The sequence below is a fragment of the Polaribacter vadi genome (genome assembly GCF_001761365.1).
Classification (GTDB): Bacteria; Bacteroidota; Bacteroidia; order Flavobacteriales; family Flavobacteriaceae; genus Polaribacter; species Polaribacter vadi.
The window spans coordinates 1068260-1086736 of sequence record NZ_CP017477.1 but is presented as its reverse complement, the minus strand read 5'-3'; the positions used below and the strand labels follow the sequence as shown (position 1 = coordinate 1086736).

The 18477-nt window shown below is 26.9% G+C and carries 22 protein-coding genes; 9 read left to right on the top strand and 13 right to left on the bottom strand.

What is annotated here, in order from left to right:
* The 13 genes from LPB03_RS04895 to LPB03_RS04835 all read right to left on the bottom strand — a co-directional run bounded on the left by LPB03_RS04895 (position 1) and on the right by LPB03_RS04835 (position 9601).
* On the bottom strand, positions 1 to 768 hold the full coding sequence (locus LPB03_RS04895) for an energy transducer TonB (RefSeq protein WP_065318996.1): 768 nt from the start codon (positions 766 to 768) through the stop codon (positions 1 to 3).
* A gap of 276 nt (positions 769 to 1044) precedes the next feature.
* Complete coding sequence (locus LPB03_RS04890; RefSeq protein ID WP_065318997.1) at positions 1045 to 1341, bottom strand: chaperone modulator CbpM; 297 nt, start codon at positions 1339 to 1341, stop codon at positions 1045 to 1047.
* A gap of 1 nt (position 1342) precedes the next feature.
* Positions 1343 to 2224, bottom strand: a complete 882-nt coding sequence (locus tag LPB03_RS04885) for a DnaJ C-terminal domain-containing protein (RefSeq protein WP_065318998.1) — start codon at positions 2222 to 2224, stop codon at positions 1343 to 1345.
* Entirely contained in the window at positions 2224 to 2436 is a 213-nt protein-coding gene (locus LPB03_RS04880; protein ID WP_065318999.1) for a hypothetical protein, read from the bottom strand. Before LPB03_RS04880 ends, LPB03_RS04885 begins: the two co-directional genes overlap by 1 nt.
* 8 nt (positions 2437 to 2444) lie before the next feature.
* Positions 2445 to 2897, bottom strand: a complete 453-nt coding sequence (locus LPB03_RS04875; protein WP_065319000.1) for a hypothetical protein — start codon at positions 2895 to 2897, stop codon at positions 2445 to 2447.
* A gap of 73 nt (positions 2898 to 2970) precedes the next feature.
* Positions 2971 to 3645: an ABC transporter ATP-binding protein gene (locus tag LPB03_RS04870; RefSeq protein WP_065319001.1), complete on the bottom strand. Its 675-nt coding sequence runs from the start codon at positions 3643 to 3645 to the stop codon at positions 2971 to 2973.
* Complete coding sequence (locus LPB03_RS04865) at positions 3646 to 4908, bottom strand: ABC transporter permease (RefSeq protein ID WP_065319002.1); 1263 nt, start codon at positions 4906 to 4908, stop codon at positions 3646 to 3648. It abuts the gene before it with no gap.
* A complete protein-coding gene (locus LPB03_RS04860) occupies positions 4905 to 5987 on the bottom strand; it encodes an efflux RND transporter periplasmic adaptor subunit (protein WP_065319003.1) in 1083 nt (360 codons plus the stop codon). The genes LPB03_RS04865 and LPB03_RS04860 overlap by 4 nt, the downstream gene beginning before the upstream one ends.
* Before the next feature lie 2 nt (positions 5988 to 5989).
* On the bottom strand, positions 5990 to 7078 hold the full coding sequence (locus LPB03_RS04855; RefSeq protein ID WP_065319004.1) for a site-2 protease family protein: 1089 nt from the start codon (positions 7076 to 7078) through the stop codon (positions 5990 to 5992).
* Between the two features lie 13 nt (positions 7079 to 7091).
* The gene (locus tag LPB03_RS04850) at positions 7092 to 7703 is read right to left on the bottom strand and encodes a WG repeat-containing protein (protein ID WP_065319005.1); all 612 of its coding nucleotides are present in this window, start codon (positions 7701 to 7703) and stop codon (positions 7092 to 7094) included.
* 102 nt (positions 7704 to 7805) lie between these two features.
* Positions 7806 to 8507 carry a purine-nucleoside phosphorylase gene (gene deoD / locus LPB03_RS04845; RefSeq protein WP_065319006.1) on the bottom strand — a complete coding sequence of 234 codons (702 nt, stop codon included), beginning with the start codon at positions 8505 to 8507 and terminating at the stop codon, positions 7806 to 7808.
* A 291-nt stretch (positions 8508 to 8798) separates the two neighbouring features.
* Entirely contained in the window at positions 8799 to 9197 is a 399-nt protein-coding gene (locus LPB03_RS04840; RefSeq protein WP_065319007.1) for a DUF302 domain-containing protein, read from the bottom strand.
* Complete coding sequence (locus LPB03_RS04835) at positions 9194 to 9601, bottom strand: hypothetical protein (RefSeq protein WP_065319008.1); 408 nt, start codon at positions 9599 to 9601, stop codon at positions 9194 to 9196. The genes LPB03_RS04840 and LPB03_RS04835 overlap by 4 nt, the downstream gene beginning before the upstream one ends.
* 128 nt (positions 9602 to 9729) lie before the next feature.
* Between LPB03_RS04835 and LPB03_RS04830 the strand changes: the two genes are divergently transcribed.
* The 9 genes from LPB03_RS04830 to LPB03_RS04790 all read left to right on the top strand — a co-directional run bounded on the left by LPB03_RS04830 (position 9730) and on the right by LPB03_RS04790 (position 18441).
* Complete coding sequence (locus tag LPB03_RS04830; protein ID WP_065319009.1) at positions 9730 to 10971, top strand: PAS domain-containing sensor histidine kinase; 1242 nt, start codon at positions 9730 to 9732, stop codon at positions 10969 to 10971.
* On the top strand, positions 10971 to 12023 hold the full coding sequence (locus LPB03_RS04825) for a response regulator (RefSeq protein WP_065319010.1): 1053 nt from the start codon (positions 10971 to 10973) through the stop codon (positions 12021 to 12023). The genes LPB03_RS04830 and LPB03_RS04825 overlap by 1 nt, the downstream gene beginning before the upstream one ends.
* Positions 12024 to 12268: 245 nt before the next feature.
* The gene (locus LPB03_RS04820) at positions 12269 to 13108 is read left to right on the top strand and encodes a universal stress protein (protein WP_065319011.1); all 840 of its coding nucleotides are present in this window, start codon (positions 12269 to 12271) and stop codon (positions 13106 to 13108) included.
* Between the two features lie 12 nt (positions 13109 to 13120).
* A complete protein-coding gene (locus LPB03_RS04815; RefSeq protein WP_065319012.1) occupies positions 13121 to 13507 on the top strand; it encodes a hypothetical protein in 387 nt (128 codons plus the stop codon).
* A gap of 1001 nt (positions 13508 to 14508) precedes the next feature.
* The gene (hpf, locus tag LPB03_RS04810; protein ID WP_065319013.1) at positions 14509 to 14811 is read left to right on the top strand and encodes a ribosome hibernation-promoting factor, HPF/YfiA family; all 303 of its coding nucleotides are present in this window, start codon (positions 14509 to 14511) and stop codon (positions 14809 to 14811) included.
* A gap of 91 nt (positions 14812 to 14902) precedes the next feature.
* A complete protein-coding gene (locus tag LPB03_RS04805; protein ID WP_065319014.1) occupies positions 14903 to 15751 on the top strand; it encodes a universal stress protein in 849 nt (282 codons plus the stop codon).
* 24 nt (positions 15752 to 15775) lie between these two features.
* Positions 15776 to 16618 (top strand): universal stress protein, encoded by an 843-nt coding sequence (locus LPB03_RS04800; RefSeq protein ID WP_065319015.1) that lies wholly within the window; start codon positions 15776 to 15778, stop codon positions 16616 to 16618.
* Between the two features lie 87 nt (positions 16619 to 16705).
* On the top strand, positions 16706 to 17536 hold the full coding sequence (locus tag LPB03_RS04795; protein WP_065319016.1) for a universal stress protein: 831 nt from the start codon (positions 16706 to 16708) through the stop codon (positions 17534 to 17536).
* A gap of 68 nt (positions 17537 to 17604) precedes the next feature.
* Positions 17605 to 18441 carry a universal stress protein gene (locus LPB03_RS04790; RefSeq protein ID WP_065319017.1) on the top strand — a complete coding sequence of 279 codons (837 nt, stop codon included), beginning with the start codon at positions 17605 to 17607 and terminating at the stop codon, positions 18439 to 18441.
* Positions 18442 to 18477 lie beyond the last annotated feature (36 nt).

Genomic DNA, 18477 nt, shown 5'->3' with positions numbered 1-18477 from the left:
TTAATATATAACCTCAAATGTGATAGGAATACTATAGCTGACGGTTACTGGGATGTCTCTTTGTTTTCCAGGGATCATTTTTGGCAAAGAGTTAATTATTTTTATCACTTCTTCTTGTAATACAGGATGTGGTGCTCTCGCTTTCACATCAATCACATTACCTTTAGTATCTATTCTAAATAAAAGAAGAATTCTTTTTTTTCCTTGCTCTAAACCTAGATCTTTAGCTAAGTTTTTATCAAAATTTTCAGAAAAATATTGAGCTATTTTTTGAGAAAAACAAGATCTTAACTGTTTATTATTACCTTTACAACCTGGATAAATAGGCACATTTTCAATTAGTACAAAAGGTACATCCTCTATAATTTCTTCATCTTCTTTAACTTCAATAATACTACTTATAGCTTCACCATTAGCTGTATCAGTACTTAAATTAATTACGTCAGATTCATCTGTTTCTGTTGTACCTATAATATTTTCAATTATTTCTTTAGTATCTTCTACAATCTCTATTTTTTCTAATGAAGGTGGAGGAGGAGTTTTACTCATTGCAGGATTATATGTTTTTAATTTTATGATTGGTATTTCAACATCATAATCTGACTCGCTAGTCATTGTAAAGACTCGATTTATTTTTGCTGTTTTTCTGTCAAACTTTTTAATTTCTAATAAATTGTGAATAATAAATAATGACAAAACTAGCCCAATTTGAAAAAAAATTTTACTGTAATTTTCAAGTTGTAATTTTTTTATTTTTTTTTCTTCCATCTTAGTGCTTTTTAGAATGTTATAAAATGAAAATAGCTATTAAGAAATAGTTTCTATGATTTTTTCAAATTCATAGAATTTGCTTTATTTACCTATTATCAGGTAATAAAGATAGAAAGTGCCAACAGATTTAAATATGATAATTCTCATACTTAAAAACTTTTACTGAAAAAAAAGGGAAAATCTAAACTTTTGAATTTTAAAAAAAAAATAGCATCATGTGACATTGTTTTAAATTGAAGACAAGAGTTTTAAAAAGAAAGTTTTGTGAATTATTTATAAATTTTCATAAAAATTCAACTTGTTATTTAACATCACTATTTCATCTTGAAGAGTTTCTACTCGTTTTAATAAACTATAAATAGCATCTACACCTTCTAAGTTAATTTGAAGCTCATAATGCAAACGGATTATTTTTTCAACTTCTTTTATTTGTGATTTTGGAAAGCATAATGTTTCTTCCATTGTAATTATTTCAACCAACTCCAATTCTTGCAACTGATTTATAAAAGATACTGGAACTTTGTAGTGTTTACAAAATTGTTGTACCGAAATTAGATTTGTTAACTCCATGTCATCTTAATTTAGATAATTCTGTGAAAAGCTCTTTTTCTTTGGTGGATAGTTTTGTAGGCGTTTTTATAGTATAAGTGATATACAAATCTCCAAATTCATTTTCTTTTTTATACTTTGGAAAACCCTTTCCTTTCAATTTTATTTTAGTTCCGTTTTGAGTTTCTGGTTTTATGGTAAGTTTTACTTTTCCGTTAAAAGTAGGAATTAATATTTCTCCTCCTAAAATTGCTTTGTATAAATCGAGATCTACAGAAGTGTGTAAATTATCTCCATCTCTTTTAAAGTTAGTATTATTTACAATTGAAAATTGAATATACAAATCTCCATTTGGGCCACCATTTATTCCTTTACTTCCATACCCAATAATTTTTATAACTTGTCCGTTTTCTATACCTGCAGGAATAGTAATTCGTATGTTTTTATTGTTTATGGTTAACGTACGTTTGTGTGCAGTATAAACATCTTTTAAATCAAGTTGCAATTCTGTTTTATAATCCTGACCTCTAAATTTTACGCTACTATCTTGAGTTCTTTGGGAACTACTGCCAAACATATTTTCGAAGAAATCTGAAAAATCTTCTTCAGAATGCCCTCTAGATTGTCGATTACTATTAGAATTTGGTCTTTGTTGTTGAGCTTTTTCATATTCTTCTCCATGTTCCCAATGCTCTCCATATTTGTCGTATTTTTTTCGATTTTCTACGTTACTCAATACTTCATTCGCTTCATTAACTTCCTTAAATTTCTTTTCGGCTGTTTTATCATTCGGATTTAAATCTGGGTGATATTTTCGAGCCAGTTTTCTGTAGGCTTTTTTAATATCCTTATCCGTTGCTTTTTTATCAAGCCCTAATATTTTATAATAATCAATAAATGCCATTATGTTGTAGGATGATTTTTGATGTAGTGATCTAGTATTTGTTTTAAACTATCTAAATAATCTTCCAAAATAGCGATGTCCATATGAGGATGTATTTCAGAAGGAATCGTCATCGGCGTTTCATCTAAAATAGCATATAATTCAGGATAATTCACCTCAATATTATTTGTGATTTTCACTATTTTATTGATACTTTTTTGAAAGGTTTTCATAATAGATTTTAGTTATATTTCCAAAGTAGTTTGGATTTTTGTTCTTCAATAATTGCTTTTATTTTACTATAAACAGTATATCTAATTATTTTTAACGATTCAACATAATAAGATATTTCATCTTCAAAAAACTCTTGCTGACCTCTTAAAGTACCATTCTTTTCATAATAAGATTCCTCAATAATTTCTGTAATCGAAGACAAATGAAATTGCAGATTTTCTAATAATTCTACACCTCTTTTTTTTAATTTTTTACTGTCTAATTGTAGTTCATTTATTTCTTCGACATTTTCATAAATAAGTAATTTTATAAAATAAGTATTTATAAGTAACTCTAAAAAACTTATTTCTGAAACGTACAATTCAAAGTCATTTATCCAACTTTCTGTAAGTATATATAAATCTTCTAATGATGCTTCTTGTAAATAATTATCTTTAGGTCTGTTTTTATAAGTACTCATTACCATAGTTTTAGAAGCTAAAAGTAATTCGGAATTTAGTGATTAAAAATGACAAATATCATAAACAGCGAAACTAACTGATAATTCTTCCATCACCCATTTCTATAATTCTATCGGTTTTATTTGCAAAGTCTTGGTCATGTGTTACTATTAAGAGTGATAAACCTTGCTGAATACTTAACTCTTTAAAAATATTAAAAACATTTTCTGCGTTTCCACTATCTAAATTACCTGTAGGTTCATCGCCCATAATAATAGAAGGATTATTAATAAGTGCTCTTGCAATTGCAACGCGTTGTTTTTCACCACCAGAAACTCTAGAGGCTCGTTTTTTTGCTAAATGCTCAATACGTAACATTTTTAATTTTTGCATAGCATCAAATTCAATTTCTTTTAATGATTTTTCAGCTAACTTTTTTGCTGGCAGCATTACGTTTTCTAAAACAGTAAATTCTGAAAGTAAATAATGAAACTGAAAAACAAAACCAATATGTTTATTTCTTATATAGGAAAGATGGTTTTTATCCTGACCTGTAATAAGTTGATTGTTTAAATATAATTCACCTTCATAATCAGTATCCATAGTAGATAAGATATATAATAAAGTTGATTTTCCACAGCCAGATTTTCCCATAATAGAAGCAAATTCTCCTTTATTCACCTGAAAATTAATATCTTTTAAAACATGAAACGGAACAGGTTTTTTAAAATATTTATTGATATTTTTTGTTTTTAAAACAGCTTCCATTTATTGTCCTCTTATAATTTTAACTGGGTCTATTTTTTTTGCTTTAATAGATGGTAAATAACCAGCCAAAAAAGTAGATATCATTGCAAATAAAAACCCAATTAAAAAGAATATAGGATTCATATTTATAGGATACGTTTCTACAGTTGGCAATGCTTCTGTTTTAAAAGGTATTGTACTTATAAGACTGGTTAATCCATAACCTATAAGTAATCCTAAAATTCCGCCAACAAAACCAATAATCATTGCTTGGCTCATAAATATATATTGAACATCTTTACCAGAAAAACCAGTAGCTTTTAGAATGGCGATGTCATTCATTTTCTCATAAATTAACATATTTAAAATGTTATAAATACCAAATCCTGCTACAATTAGAAGTGTTATTGAAACAGCATAGGTAATTAAATTTCGGATGGTTGTTCCTGTTTCAAATTGAGCATTGGCGGTTTTAATATCAATAGCAGTAAGGTTAAACTGTTTTTCTATTTTTTTTGATAAAGGCAACGCTTCTTCAATATTGTACAATTTTATATTAATATCAGTAATATAATTCTCTGCTTCTCCTAAAATTTTCTGTGTTGTTTTAAGGTTCACAAAACTTTGGATATTATCAATTTCGGAAATTCCACTTTGATATAAACCCACAATTTTAAGCGGAAATAAATCTCCTTTTATCGTGCTTATTTGTACACGATCACCAACTTCTAAAGACATTTTTTTAGCAATTCCAATTCCTAAAAGAATACCATTTTCGTTATTACGTAAATCAGTAGGAGAACCTTCTATTACGTAATCTTGTAGATTAAATAGTGCTGCTTCCTCTATAGGTTGTATACCTGTTAAATTACCTCCCAATTCTATAGATCCTGCTATGTAAAATATAGTTGCTTTTATTTGAGGAATTGCTCCACGTACATTTTTATTTTGATTTAGGTAATTAATAATTGGTAATGCATTATGAATTTTTTTCTGACTTAATTTTGGCTTTATGGAATGAATTACTGAAAATGTATTCTCAAGGTTACTATAAAAATCTAAAGGTTGTTTTTCTGAGGGTTCAATTTCATTATAAACATGAATGTGAGGCGTTTGATTTAAAATTAAATCGTCTAACATTGTATTTAATCCAGTCATAAAACAAACAAGCGTAATGTAAGAACCAATACCAAAAGTAACACCTAAAGCTGCTATAGCTGTTTGTTTTATTTTGGTAAGTAAATGCGTTTTTGCAATGTTTAATATAACTTTCCAATTGATCATTTCTCCGTTTTATAAATATACGTGTCTTTTGTAATTCCAGATAAAACCTCTACATATTCTAAATTTTGTAAACCCAAGGTTATGGTTACAAATCCGTCATCCGTTTTTACTTTATTATTTTCTATTAAGTATTCTTTAGGAATAGTTAAAGCATTTTGTTTCTTTGCAATAATAATGTTTGCTTCACCTGAAAGTCCTGGATACAATTTTTTAGGAGCTTCATTAAAAATAGCTTCCACTTTAAAAGTTTGATTACGCTCATCCTTTTTAGGATAAATTTTAGAAACTTTTCCTGTAAACACAACTCCTTTGTAAGCATCTAAATTTAGAATTACTTCCATTTGATTTTCTATTTGAACAATATCCACTTCATCCACCAACATTTCAATTATAAAACGAGTTGCACTTCCAACGAGTGCAATTGGTTCTTGGACAGTTACCAATTCTCCAGGTTCTTTTTTTAACTCATATATTTTACCATTAATTTTACTTTTTATCGTAAAATCTTTAGTGTTGATAAGCGATGTACGATAATTATTTTCTGCTTGTTTTAATGAGGTTATTAATTGATTTTCTGTTTGATTGTATTTACTCTTTAAAAGCAGTAAATTATTTTGCGATAATTGATATTTTAACTGTTTTGTATCATACTCTATTTTTGATCCAATTTTCTGGTCCCAAAGATTTTTTTGTCTATGAAAATTGATAGAATCATTTTTTAAAGAGAGTGTTGCTGATGCAATTTCATCTTTAATACTTTTTAAAATAGTTGCACTTCCTTGGTAATTTTCTTTAGCAAAGGTTAAAGCCAAACGTGAATTTTCTGTATTCAGTAATGGAGTATTATTTATAATTTGAATTAGAGCTTGTTTCTTTTTTATAATAGCTCCTTCTTCTACCAAGTTTTGATCTATGATTCCAGAAACAATAGAATAAACTTGATACAAACTATCTGGTTGAATAATTACTGAAGAATAGACAGATTCTATTAATTCCCTCTCTGAAGGAAGTATTTTATCTTCTTGTTTAGAACATGATAAAAACAAAAATGAAACAACTATATAATAGAATAATTTCATAATTAATGAGATAATTTGGCTTGAATTAAAAGGTATTCATTCAGATTTACATAATCTATAACACCAACGAATTGATCTTGTTTTACTACAGGAAAAAATGAATTAGATTCGCTGTAAACTAATTCGTAAACTTTTTTAAGATCATCTTTATCTTGAAGAACCTTAAATGTAGTAGTCATAATATCTTTTACCAACCAATTTTTTTTGTTAGAATTTTCTATAATATCTTTATGATAAAGGATGCCTATAATTACAGCCTCTTTTAATACCACAAAATTATTTTCAGTACCAGAAATAATGGTTTTTAAAACCTTACTAACTGTATCATTAGGATTAAAAGTGGTAATATCTGTCATCATTGCTTCTTGTACTTTATGTCCTTTTAGAATCGATAAATGATTCACTATTTGGTTTTCTCCATAAGCTCCAAGAAAAATAAAAAGTGCTATAAATATTAAAATCGGATTGTAAAGCAAGCCTAAAAGTAAAAATACAGCTGCAAAAAATTGACCAATATTTACAGCTATTTGAGTAGCTTTTACACGATTCATCTTCATTGCTAAAATTGCTCTTAAGACTCTTCCTCCATCCATAGGAAAAGCAGGAATAAGATTAAACAAAACCAAGCCTATATTTACTATAAATACATAAAAAAGAAAATTTCGAAGATTAAAACGAGCAAGAAATTGTAAAGAATCATTTAAATTTTGATTCAAAATATCATTTATAGGAATTGTAAAATATAATAATGTTGCTATTAGCAGATTTACTAAAGGACCAGCAATAGAAATAAGAAATTCTTGTTTGGGAGATTCTGGTATTTTCTCAAGACTTGCAATTCCGCCAATAGGTAATAATGTTATTTTTTTAGTGTTAATTTTAAAACGTTTTGCCATAAAAGCATGCCCCAACTCATGTAATACTACACATAAAAAAACAGTAAAAATAAAGGCTACATTATATAAAATACTTTCGGTGTTTCCACCTCTTTTAATTTGATCGAAAACAATCCAAATAATTAATAAAAAAAAAGTCCAATGTACTTTAATTTTAATTCCAGCAACACTACCTAAATTTAAATTTGCTTTCATCTTGTATATTTAATTAGTTAGCAATTTTTTTAATTATCCATTTTTGATGCTCATCAAGAATTAAAACCAGTTTATCTGAAAGGAATTTTGATGTGATTTTTGGAGGTTTAGAAAGATTTTTTTTAGATAAAACTACATTTTTAGGTACTGTTAAATTCTCTTTTATTTCACCTTCTTTATTTATAATTACTTCTAAATAAGTGTAATAAACAATGTTCTTGCCTAGCACATTGTTAAAACCTGCCTTCTCTTTATTTAATTTTAAAACAATTGCAATACTGTTTTGAAAGTTAATTGCATTTAAAAAAGTAGGGTTTATAACTGTTTTTCCTGAAGAATCAATATAGCCGAAATAAGAAATTTTATTTTCTTCTTTTACAATTATACATCGGTTATTCTTAAAAATAGGATATTCTTCATTATTGATTTTAGTACTAACTAAATCATCTCTAAAATCAATTACAATAACACCTTCTGTATTTATAAATGCCCATTGATTTCCTTTTTTTACTGCAGAAAAACCTTCATAAAAAGGAGAAACATAATCGAATGAAATTGAAGTTTGGGTAAATCCAATAAATGGAGTTAGAAATGTTAAAAGAAATAGTATAACGACTCTTTTCATGACATAATTATTTAATAATTAATACTATTCAAAAATAGAATAGTACCTTCTATTATAAAATGACATTCATCATACAATACTTCTTTTTTAACTTTAATTGTTTTAAAACAAAGTACTTAAAGCGATTTCTATCATAGTGTAAAAAGTGCTTTCTCGTTCTTCTGAAGTTGTTTTTTCTTTGGTAACCAATGAGTCTGAAACTGTTAATATAGACAGGGCTTTTACATTAAATTTTGCAGCAATAGTATATAAACCTGCTGTTTCCATTTCTACACATAATACGCCAAAATCGGCCCATTTTTTATACGAATCAAATTCATCTTCATAAAATTCATCAGCAGATAAAACATTTCCTGCTTTTATGGGGATTTGTTTGTCTTTCGCATACAAACATGCTTTCATAAATAAGTCGAAATTTGCAGTTGGAGAATAATCTGCATTTATAAAGCGTGAATTATTAATGCCAGATGTAGAAGAGGCTGCCATAGCTATAACAATATCACGAATTTTTACTTCTTTTTGATAAGAACCTGTAGAGCCAACTCTAATAAGGTTTTTAACTCCATATTCGTTTATTAGTTCATGGCAATAAATAAGTGCAGAAGGAATACCCATTCCTGTACCTTGTACAGAAACCTTTTTTCCTTTATAAAAACCTGTATAACCAAACATTCCTCGTACATTATTATAACAGACAGCATCTTTTAAAAATTTTTCTGCAATCCATTTAGCACGCATTGGATCTCCTGGTAATAAAATTGTATCTGCTATTTCTCCTTTTTTGGCTTCAATATGAATACTCATTTTTTATTTTTTTGATTGTATAAGTTGTTTTAAATTTTCTTTCTGATGAACTCCTGGATCTCACCAAACCAGTTTTCCGACTTTTAAAAAGTAAAATACTGTAACACTTCACTTGATAGTTACATGCTAATTTTTAGTTTTTATCTACATCAATTTTTATAATTTTTACATTATGTCTAAATATGTTTTTTACTTCTTATATAATAACACTTAACGTTTTCTATGAACCACATCAATCAGCAGAAAAAAACAACTAAAACAATAGGGAGTGAATTAATAATGCTATTAAAATCATTTTTCATTGTGCATATTTTTTATAACATTTTCTAATTTATTACTAACCTCTTTAGCAATATCCTCTAATTGATTATTATTAACAGCTTGCATGGAAACTAAAGGGTTTATTGCTGAAACTTCAATCGTATTTACAGCAATTTCTTGCACAATAATATTACAAGGCAACATTGTTCCTATTTTATCTTCTGCTTGTAAGGCTTTATAAGCAAAAGACGGATTACATGCTCCTAAAATGGTGTATTTTTTAAAAGTAACATCTAACTTATTTTTAAGTGTTTGTTGTATATTAATAGTTGTTAATACTCCAAAACCTTCCTTTTTAAGTTCATTTGTTACTTTATCTATAATAATATCAAAATTTCCTTTAATTATTGTTGTAAAATAATATTTCATGATGTTTTAGTTTTTAAATTAAGATCCAGTTTTGCAAGCATAATTAACTCAGATTTATTTTTACCTGCATATGAAGATGCTATTTTATCTGCTGTTTTCATGATTAATGAATTTAATTGGTCTGTAAAAAAATAAGAATGTTTATTCTTATACTCGATAAACTCATTATAACAATCGTAAGCATCTAAACCTTTAAATTGCAACCCTTCAAATACAAATTCAATTTGATATGCAGCATCTGTGCTATATTCATCTTCGCTTTCATCTAAAGTTAACCATTCTTTTTTTACAATTTTTTTTAAAGCAGTAAACTCTTCTTCTTTTATAACTTTGTCTACAGCAGCAATAGCATAAAATAATTTAGCCACATTTTTGTAAAAATTGGTATTTAGTTTTTTATACATAACATCTAATTTATATTTACAAAAGTATAATTCATAGTCTATCTTAAGAATGATATATATCAGGATTGATTTTTTGTATATATATTGTATCTTTAACTCACTAATCACTAATATAATTAGCTCTAAAAATGTTTACGCAAGACCAAGATATCTTTAATGTTCTTTTAGGAGCTGTTTCTGAGGGAGTTATTGTAGTTGATGAAAACCAAACTATTGTAGAGGCTAATGTTTCTGCCAAACGTATGTTTGGGTATAAAGCTGATGAACTTATAAAACAACCCTTAAATGTTTTAATTCCTCAAAATTTTCGTGCAGGACATGGAGCACATTTTAAAGGCTTTATGAAACAACAAGAAAGTCGTCAAATGGGCGTTGGTCGCGATATTTATGGAGCTAAAAAAGATGGAAGTATTTTTCCTATAGAAGCAGGTTTAAATCCTTTTTCAATTTATGGTAAAAATTATGTTATGGCTTTGGTTATAGACATAAGTGTTCGTAAAAAACAAGAACAAGAAATACAAGAATTAAATAATGATCTTGAGTTTAAAGTAAAAGAACGAACAAAAAAATTAAATCATGCTATTGCCGATTTAAAAACACTAAATATAGAGCTTGATGATGAAAATAAAAGAAGAATTAAAGCTGAAAAAAATGTAAAAAATGCACTTAAAAAAGAAAAAGAACTTAATGAATTAAAGACCCAGTTTTTGTCTTTAGTATCACATGAATTCAAAACACCTTTAAGTGGCATATTAACTTCTGCAATGTTGTTAGGTAAATATAAATTGGCAGAGCAACAACAAAAAAGAGATAAGCATATTAAAACAATTACAGATAAAGTTCATTATTTAAATAATATACTGAATGACTTTTTATCTGTAGAAAAGTTAGAAAGTGGTAAAATTATGTATAAGCCAACAACTTTTAAGTTGAGTAAGGTGCTTAATGAGGTAGTTTATAATGCTAACATGCTTTTAAAAGAAGGTCAAAAAATTAATTATCCTGAGAATATTGATGATTTTTTATTAAGCCAAGATGAAAAAATAATAGAATTAACGTTTTCTAATGTAGTACATAATGCCATAAAGTATTCGTCAGAAAATACAATTATAGATATTTTTATAACTCAAGATGATTCAAAAACTGTTTTTAAAGTAAAAGATAATGGTATTGGAATACCAGAAAAAGATCAAAAAAATATCTTCAACCGTTATTTTAGAGCAGGCAATGCCTTACTAAATCAAGGTACTGGAATTGGATTGAATATAGTAAAAAGTCATATCGAAAATCTTGGAGGTACCATTTCTTTTACAAGTAAGGAAAATATAGAAACAATATTTACAATTACAATTCCCAATAAAGCAACATAATGAAAAAAGTATTATTAATAGAAGATGATGCCATCATAAGAGAAAATACAGCAGAATTATTAGAGCTATCTAACTTTAACGTTATAACAGCTCCTAATGGAAAAATTGGTGTAGAATTAGCAAAAAGAGATACTCCAGATATTGTAGTTTGCGATATTATGATGCCAGAATTAGATGGCTATGGAGTAATTGAAGCTTTATCAAAAAATAATGACACTAAATATATTCCTTTTATATTTTTATCAGCAAAAACAGAACGCACAGATGTAAGAAAAGGAATGGATTTAGGTGCTGATGATTATATTACAAAACCTTTTACAGAAGAAGAATTAATTAGTGCTATAGAAAGTAGATTAGCAAAAGCAGCGATCTTAAGAGATGAAAGAAACAATCAAAATGAAAGTGTTCCTGAAAATGAAGATGAGATAAAAACACTAAATGATTTAAAAAACTTTTTTGATGATAATGGAGAAGTCTTTAATTTTAAAAAAGATGAAATTATTTATAATGAAGGGTATAATTCTAACTTGATTTATTTGGTCATTAAAGGTGTTGTAAAATCTTATAAATTAGATGAAAAAGGAAAAGAACTTGTTACAGCACTATATAAAGAAGACGATTTATTTGGCTATACTTCTTTTACACAAAACATTCCTTATCAAGAAACTACAAAAGCTATAAAAAATTTAGAATTAGTAGGTATTTCTAAAAGTAATCTTACAAATGTATTAGCTAATAACCACACAGTTACCTTAGAACTTTTAGAGTTATTGAACGATAATCTTACAGGAGTTAAAGATCAATTATTACAAATGGCATATAGTTCTGTTAATAAAAAGACCGCTATTACCATACTTAAATTTGCTGAAAAACTAAACACGAAGCCAGAAGAACCTATAAAAATTTCTCGTAACGATTTAGCAAGTGTTGCAGGCATTGCTACAGAAACACTCATAAGAACCATGTCTAACTTTAAAAAGCAAGGACTTATAGCTATTGAGGGTAGAAATATTAGAATATTGGATATTCAAAAGCTGCAAAATATTTATTAAGTAACGCCTTCTTTATTTCTTTTTTTAAAAAAGTAATTCTCTATTGAATTCATAATGACACTTATTTATCTTTTCTGATATTTTTAGTGTCAATAGAAATCTATTGGATCACATAGTCTTATGTTTTCTATATAGAAAAATTAAACACTTCATTTTAATGTAATTACTTCATAAATACTAAATATGATGAATATCATATTTTATAAGGCACCTTACTTTTAAATTTGTTTTCAAAGCAAAAATTAATGAAAAATATTTTATTACCTACAGACTTTTCAGAAAATTCTTGGAATGCTATAGTATACGCCATCAATTTTTATAAAAATGATGCGTGCACTTTTTATTTATTAAATGTAGGTGGTTTTGCCAGTATTGTAACAGATACACCTTATATTCCTGACTCTAAAGTTTTAGAACAAGATTACATTAATCCTGCAAAAATAAAATTAAGAAATATTATTAAACGTATTTCTGTTGAATTCCCAACAAATAAAAAACATAAATTTTATATGTTGGCAGAGTACAGTTATTTGATTGATGCCATACGTAAACATGTAAAAGAAAAAAAGATAGACATTATTGTAATGGGCACAAAAGGCGCTTCTGGTCTTAAAGAAAAAATAGTAGGCAGTAATGCAGGAGATGTTATAACAAAAGTAGCTTGCACCACTTTAATTGTGCCAGAGAATGCAAAATTTAAAGAGCTTAAAGAAATTGCTTTTCCAACAGATTTTGTGCTACATTATAATATACAAGCATTGGAACCTATTTTTGAAATTACAGAACATAAAGAGGCTTCATTACGAGTTGTTCATATTAGTAAACAAGAGGCTGTTTTAAATATAGATCAACAAAATAATAAGAATTTACTAGAAGATTTACTCTATAATCGCAACTACAGCTTTCATACATTAACCAATAAAAAAGTGGAAGATGCAGTGCAGTGTTTTGTAGAAAGCAGAGATATAGATATGATTGTAATGGTTGCTAAAAACTTAAACTATTTTCAACAATTATTTTTTCACACAAAAGTTGAAAAAATTAGTTATCATACTAGTGTTCCTTTTTTTGTATTACATGAATAAAACAAATTTATAATGGATGTTTCAATTTTTTTAGCAAAGTTCTGGGGATGGTATTTAATCATTTTCTTTTTGATTTTAAGTTTTAATCCTAAAAGATCAAGACAAATATTTAATGATTTAAAAGACGAGAAATTTCTAATCTTATCATCATTGATAGCTATTATTGTTGGTTTACTCAATATAATGTTTCATAATATTTGGGAGCTAAACTGGAAAATCATAATCACTTTAATTGGGTGGATTTCATTATCAATTGGTCTATCCTTATTTGTATTACCAAAACGTACGGTTGTTTGGTTAGAGATTATGAATATTAAATTTGTGCAGGTTATATATACACTGCTGTTTTTTATTGGCGTCTTTTTATTAAATACTGCATACGGAATTGTGCTTTTTTGAAATAATTTTTAAAAAAATCTCAAAACTGATATATATCATATTTCAATTTTAGAAAGTGTTGTAATTTAGTATCATAATTAGAAAACGTTCTTTGAAATCACCTAAAATTAAAAAAATATAGCTTTATAGATTGAAAGATTTATAGAGCAAACAGAGAGTTTAAAAACAGTTATTTAATTAGCTTCAATTTTAATGAGTTTTTTAGCAATAAAAAATATATTTAAAGTTTGTGGATTAAATAATAAAGATAAACTCTCATAGGAAACAGGAAGTTTCGGCTTCCTGTTTTATAAAGTACACAGGTTTTAAATTGTAAAATATTTTAATCTGCTATGAAGTGTCGAAATTAGAATTTAACAGTAAGGAATTTTTAGGATTTCTTGTTAGCAATAACTAGAAGGATTAAAATTACTAAAAGTTAAAGATTTAGTTGAGTAACTTCAGAAACAGGAAGTTTCGACTTCCTGTTTTATTTAAAAAAATAATTAATTTAAAATATGCCTATAATTATCTATATGGTAATTTAGGAGGACATGAAGATGTTTTAGCTATTATAAAACGTAAAAGTTTTCTAATAATTTTAAGAATCTTCTGCTATGGGGAGTTAAAACTCCCCATTTTTTTGTCTAAAAAATAAGACTTAATTCCTATTTCGAAATTCAATTATTTCAATATTAATGATTTTAAATCATTTAAAATAGTTGTGAAATTCTTTAAATTTATGCTTTAATTCTGTGAATTGTTTGCTTCATTTTATATATCAGTTCCTAACTGATTATAGTTTACAATATGCGTCGATTTGTAGTTATTTAATTTATGAGAATAGATTTATCACTTCTATAGATTCTTTCTTTAAATTCCATTTTATCATTATTTAATTGAATTTTTCATCTATCATTTGTATTCTCATTTTTTGGTGTTGATCAAAACCTGATAAATATCATTCTAAAAATTCTTTAAAATACATAACTTTGAGTAAAACAATTCAAAATACATATAATATGAAAATAGATATTCAATTTGTTAATATGTCTACAAGTGAAACGATGGAGGCATACACCATTAAAAAACTACAAAGACTTTTTAAAATATACGACACAATTATAGCTTTACAGGTATTCTTTAAAAATGAAAATGATCCTAAAGGAAATGGCAAAATTTGCGAAATAGAAGTAAGTCTTTCTGGGCCAAGATTGTTTGCGTCTTCAAATGAAAAAAATTATGAACTTGCCGTTAAAAACACCATAAGCGATCTCGAAAAGCAATTAAAAAAGAGAAAAAGCATTGTAAAACCTTATTTGTAAAACTTCAATTTTTAGTTTTTTACTGATATATATCATTGTTTGTTAGGGAATTGAAATGTAATTTTAGAGAATACTTAAAATACATTTCACCATGAAAAAGATAGTGCTTCCTACAGATTTTTCCGAAACTGCAATGAATGCCATAAAATATGCTGTTAAGCTATTCGAAAACGATTTATGTCGTTTTTATATTTTACACGCTTATCAACAAGATGTGTATGAAAGTGATGTTTTAATTACCAAAGAAAATTTGCATGAAGTTACTAAAACTGCCAACGAAAATTCTCAAATACACTTAAAAAAAGCCTTAAAGCAAATTAAGGAACTTTCACCAAATCCAAAACACAATTATAAAATTATGTCCGCTAATAATATTTTAGTAGATGAGGTAGATGAAATTGTGGAAGAAAGAGATATTGATCTTGTTGTTATGGGTACTCATGGTAAGACAAATAATTCTAAATTAACTTTTGGGAGCCATACATTACAAGTTTTAAAGTATATAAAATGTCCAGTATTGGTAATTCCAAAAGGTTACAAATACACAGTACCCAAAGAAATTGTTTTTTCTACGGATTTTTCTATGCCTTATCAGCAAAGAGAGTTAGGTTTTTTAAGTGAAATTGCTTCAGATTATCAAGCTCAAATAGATGTTTTATATGTTTCTGAATTAAAAAAACTATCATTAAGAGAAGAAAAAAATAAACACTTTATAGAAGAAAGTTTTAAAAATAATAAAACCTCTTTTATTACTGTAGATGGTAAAAATATTATAGATACCATTCGCACTTTTGTGGAAAATCATCCTACAGATCTTTTGGTGATGATTAATAGAAGACATTCTTTTTTAGAAAATATTTTGTTTCAAGACACCATAAATAAAATGGGATTAAGCATAGACATTCCTTTTTTTGTATTACAAAATATCAACCGCAAATAAAGAATACAACTAAAACTAAAGATTATGAAAAATATCCTTTTACCAACAGATTTTTCTGATAATTCTTGGAATGCAATTCAATATGCACTTCAATTATTTAAAGATCAAAAATGCACTTTTCATTTATTAAATGTGTATACACCAATCATATATGATATTCAGTATTTTGAGGTAGGAGCTGCACAAGCTGGACTAATTGATGCAATGAAAGAAACATCAAAAAAAGGATTAGACAAGTTACTTGCCAAAATTAACAAGAGCTTCAAAAATAAAAATCACACATTTAGTACCATTTCTTCCTTTAATACTTTAGAGAGAGAAATAGCTGAACTTTACCATGGTAATGTTGTCGATTTTATTGTTATGGGCACTCAAGGAGCAAGTGGTTTAAAAGAGGTTTTATTTGGTTCAAATACCGTTCATGTTATTAAAAACACAAAGTGCCCGGTTTTAGCAATACCAAATAATTTTACTTTTGAAACCCCTATTGAAATCTTATTTCCTTCAGATTATGAAATTGATTTTCAAGACAAACATATTAAACCAATTAAAGATTTAGCAGCTTTATTTAATACAAGAATAAATATTTTAAATGCTTCTTTTGGATATCCTTTATCAGAAAAACAAGCAGAAAACAAGCAGAAATTAGTTACTTATTTTAAACATATTGCACATTTATTTCATAGTGTAAGTAATCAAAATGTACCAGAAGCAATTAATAACTTTCAATTAAAAACGCGGATTAATTTATTGGTGATGATTAACAACAAGCATTCGTTTTTTGAAAATCTTTTTTTTAAATCGAAAGTAAAACAAATTGGTTTTCATTTAAATGTTCCTTTTTTGGTAATTCCTTCAAAAATATAATTCTAATACATTGGTAAACTGACTAATATCATTGTTAGTGATGCTGTTTTATTTTAATTTTAGTGTATTAATTATAAAACAATTATCATGCAAAAGAAAATATTATTACCTACAGATTTTTCAGACAATGCATGGAATGCTATTATTTATGCATTAAAATTATACGCAAACGAAACCTGTGATTTTTATTTACTGAATTCAATAAAAATCAAAGGATCTACAATGTCAAATTTTTCAAGTAAACTCTCAAATACAATCAGAAAGTCGGCATTCAAAGACATGTTAGAGTTAAAACAAATGATAGAAAGAGTTAATGCAAATGCGAATCATAATTTTGAAATTTTAGTTAGCAATGCAGATTTAAAAGATGCACTAGAAACTGCCATTAAAAAACATACTATACAGTTGATTATTATGGGAACTAAAGGTGCAAGTGGTGCTAAAGAGTTTTTCTTTGGTAGTAATACCGTTAACGTGATTAATAAAGTTAGACTTTGCCCAATTTTAACGATTCCAGATCAATTTGATTTTGTTGAACCAAAAAAGATTGCTTTTTCAACAGATTTTAATCGTTTGTACAAAGAGGAAGAATTAGCGCCATTAAAAGAGGTAACAGATTTATATAATTCCGAAATAAATATTGTGCATCTCAATAATGAAGAACACCTTAATGAGGTTCAGGAGTATAATTCTAAAATACTGGAGAACGATTTAAAAGACTATAATCATCATTTTTTTTGGATTCCTAATTATGGTAAAAAAGCAAACGATATTAATGATTTTATAAAAGAGCAAAATATAAATATGCTTGCTATGGTAAATTATAAACATAGTTTTATTGAAAAAATCACCAAAGAACCTGTTATAAAAACAATTGGATTTCAGCCTTTTATTCCTTTTTTAGTGATTCCAGAGTAACTGATAAATATCATAGTAGAGTTCATAGTATTCAAGTAATTTTATATCAGATTTTAAACTAAAATAGTATGAAACGTAAAATATTATTACCCACAGATTTTTCAGAAAATGCATCGAGTGCCATTAAATATGCTATAAAATTATATGATACTGAACCTTGTGTGTTTTATCTTTTACACACATGGACTTTTACAAATACTGGCACTCGTACTTATATAACCACTTCATATATAGACGATTTAAAAGAAACATCAGAAAAAAAATTAAAAGCACTTAAAGAAAAAGTTGAAGCGGAAAGTAATAATGCCGATCATGAATTTAAGACATTGTTTTGTGTTAATGATTTTTTGAAATGTATGGAGTTAAACGTGGAAAAGTATAAGATTGATATGATTATTATGGGCACAAAAGGCAGTTCTGGTATTCATCAATTTTTATTTGGTAGCAATACAGTTGCATTAATGAATAAAATACAAAGCTGTCCCATATTAGCAGTGCCAGATGAATTTGAATTTGTAACACCAAAGTTTGTAGGGTTTCCAACAGATTACAATCATTTTTATGACAACGAACTGGAACAAATAAAAGATTTATCTAAATTATATGACTCTAAAATTAAAGTATTTTATGTGAGTAAAAAGTGTATTCTATCAGAAAAACAAAACTATAATTTCACGATGCTTAAAGCTTATTTAGAGGATTATCCTACTAGTTTTCATTGGGGAGAAGGAGTAGATAATAAGGAAGTTGCTATTAACACATTTGTTAACGAATTTAAGATTGATATTCTCACCATGATTAATTATAAACACAGCTTTATAGAAGATATTGTGAAGGAGCCAGTTATAAAAAAAATAGGCTTTCATCCTAAAGTACCTTTTTTAGTAATACCAAGTGTTGGCTAAAGTAAACTAGATATCCATTTTTTAAAATGCATTATT

Coding starts and splice junctions, on each gene's coding strand:
- LPB03_RS04895 (WP_065318996.1), bottom strand. CDS start 768: ATGGAAGAAAAAAAAATAAAAAAATTACAACTTGAAAATTACAGTAAA.
- LPB03_RS04890 (WP_065318997.1), bottom strand. CDS start 1,341: ATGGAGTTAACAAATCTAATTTCGGTACAACAATTTTGTAAACACTAC.
- LPB03_RS04885 (WP_065318998.1), bottom strand. CDS start 2,224: ATGGCATTTATTGATTATTATAAAATATTAGGGCTTGATAAAAAAGCA.
- LPB03_RS04880 (WP_065318999.1), bottom strand. CDS start 2,436: ATGAAAACCTTTCAAAAAAGTATCAATAAAATAGTGAAAATCACAAAT.
- LPB03_RS04875 (WP_065319000.1), bottom strand. CDS start 2,897: ATGAGTACTTATAAAAACAGACCTAAAGATAATTATTTACAAGAAGCA.
- LPB03_RS04870 (WP_065319001.1), bottom strand. CDS start 3,645: ATGGAAGCTGTTTTAAAAACAAAAAATATCAATAAATATTTTAAAAAA.
- LPB03_RS04865 (WP_065319002.1), bottom strand. CDS start 4,908: ATGATCAATTGGAAAGTTATATTAAACATTGCAAAAACGCATTTACTT.
- LPB03_RS04860 (WP_065319003.1), bottom strand. CDS start 5,987: ATGAAATTATTCTATTATATAGTTGTTTCATTTTTGTTTTTATCATGT.
- LPB03_RS04855 (WP_065319004.1), bottom strand. CDS start 7,078: ATGAAAGCAAATTTAAATTTAGGTAGTGTTGCTGGAATTAAAATTAAA.
- LPB03_RS04850 (WP_065319005.1), bottom strand. CDS start 7,703: ATGAAAAGAGTCGTTATACTATTTCTTTTAACATTTCTAACTCCATTT.
- deoD (WP_065319006.1), bottom strand. CDS start 8,507: ATGAGTATTCATATTGAAGCCAAAAAAGGAGAAATAGCAGATACAATT.
- LPB03_RS04840 (WP_065319007.1), bottom strand. CDS start 9,197: ATGAAATATTATTTTACAACAATAATTAAAGGAAATTTTGATATTATT.
- LPB03_RS04835 (WP_065319008.1), bottom strand. CDS start 9,601: ATGTATAAAAAACTAAATACCAATTTTTACAAAAATGTGGCTAAATTA.
- LPB03_RS04830 (WP_065319009.1), top strand. CDS start 9,730: ATGTTTACGCAAGACCAAGATATCTTTAATGTTCTTTTAGGAGCTGTT.
- LPB03_RS04825 (WP_065319010.1), top strand. CDS start 10,971: ATGAAAAAAGTATTATTAATAGAAGATGATGCCATCATAAGAGAAAAT.
- LPB03_RS04820 (WP_065319011.1), top strand. CDS start 12,269: ATGAAAAATATTTTATTACCTACAGACTTTTCAGAAAATTCTTGGAAT.
- LPB03_RS04815 (WP_065319012.1), top strand. CDS start 13,121: ATGGATGTTTCAATTTTTTTAGCAAAGTTCTGGGGATGGTATTTAATC.
- hpf (WP_065319013.1), top strand. CDS start 14,509: ATGAAAATAGATATTCAATTTGTTAATATGTCTACAAGTGAAACGATG.
- LPB03_RS04805 (WP_065319014.1), top strand. CDS start 14,903: ATGAAAAAGATAGTGCTTCCTACAGATTTTTCCGAAACTGCAATGAAT.
- LPB03_RS04800 (WP_065319015.1), top strand. CDS start 15,776: ATGAAAAATATCCTTTTACCAACAGATTTTTCTGATAATTCTTGGAAT.
- LPB03_RS04795 (WP_065319016.1), top strand. CDS start 16,706: ATGCAAAAGAAAATATTATTACCTACAGATTTTTCAGACAATGCATGG.
- LPB03_RS04790 (WP_065319017.1), top strand. CDS start 17,605: ATGAAACGTAAAATATTATTACCCACAGATTTTTCAGAAAATGCATCG.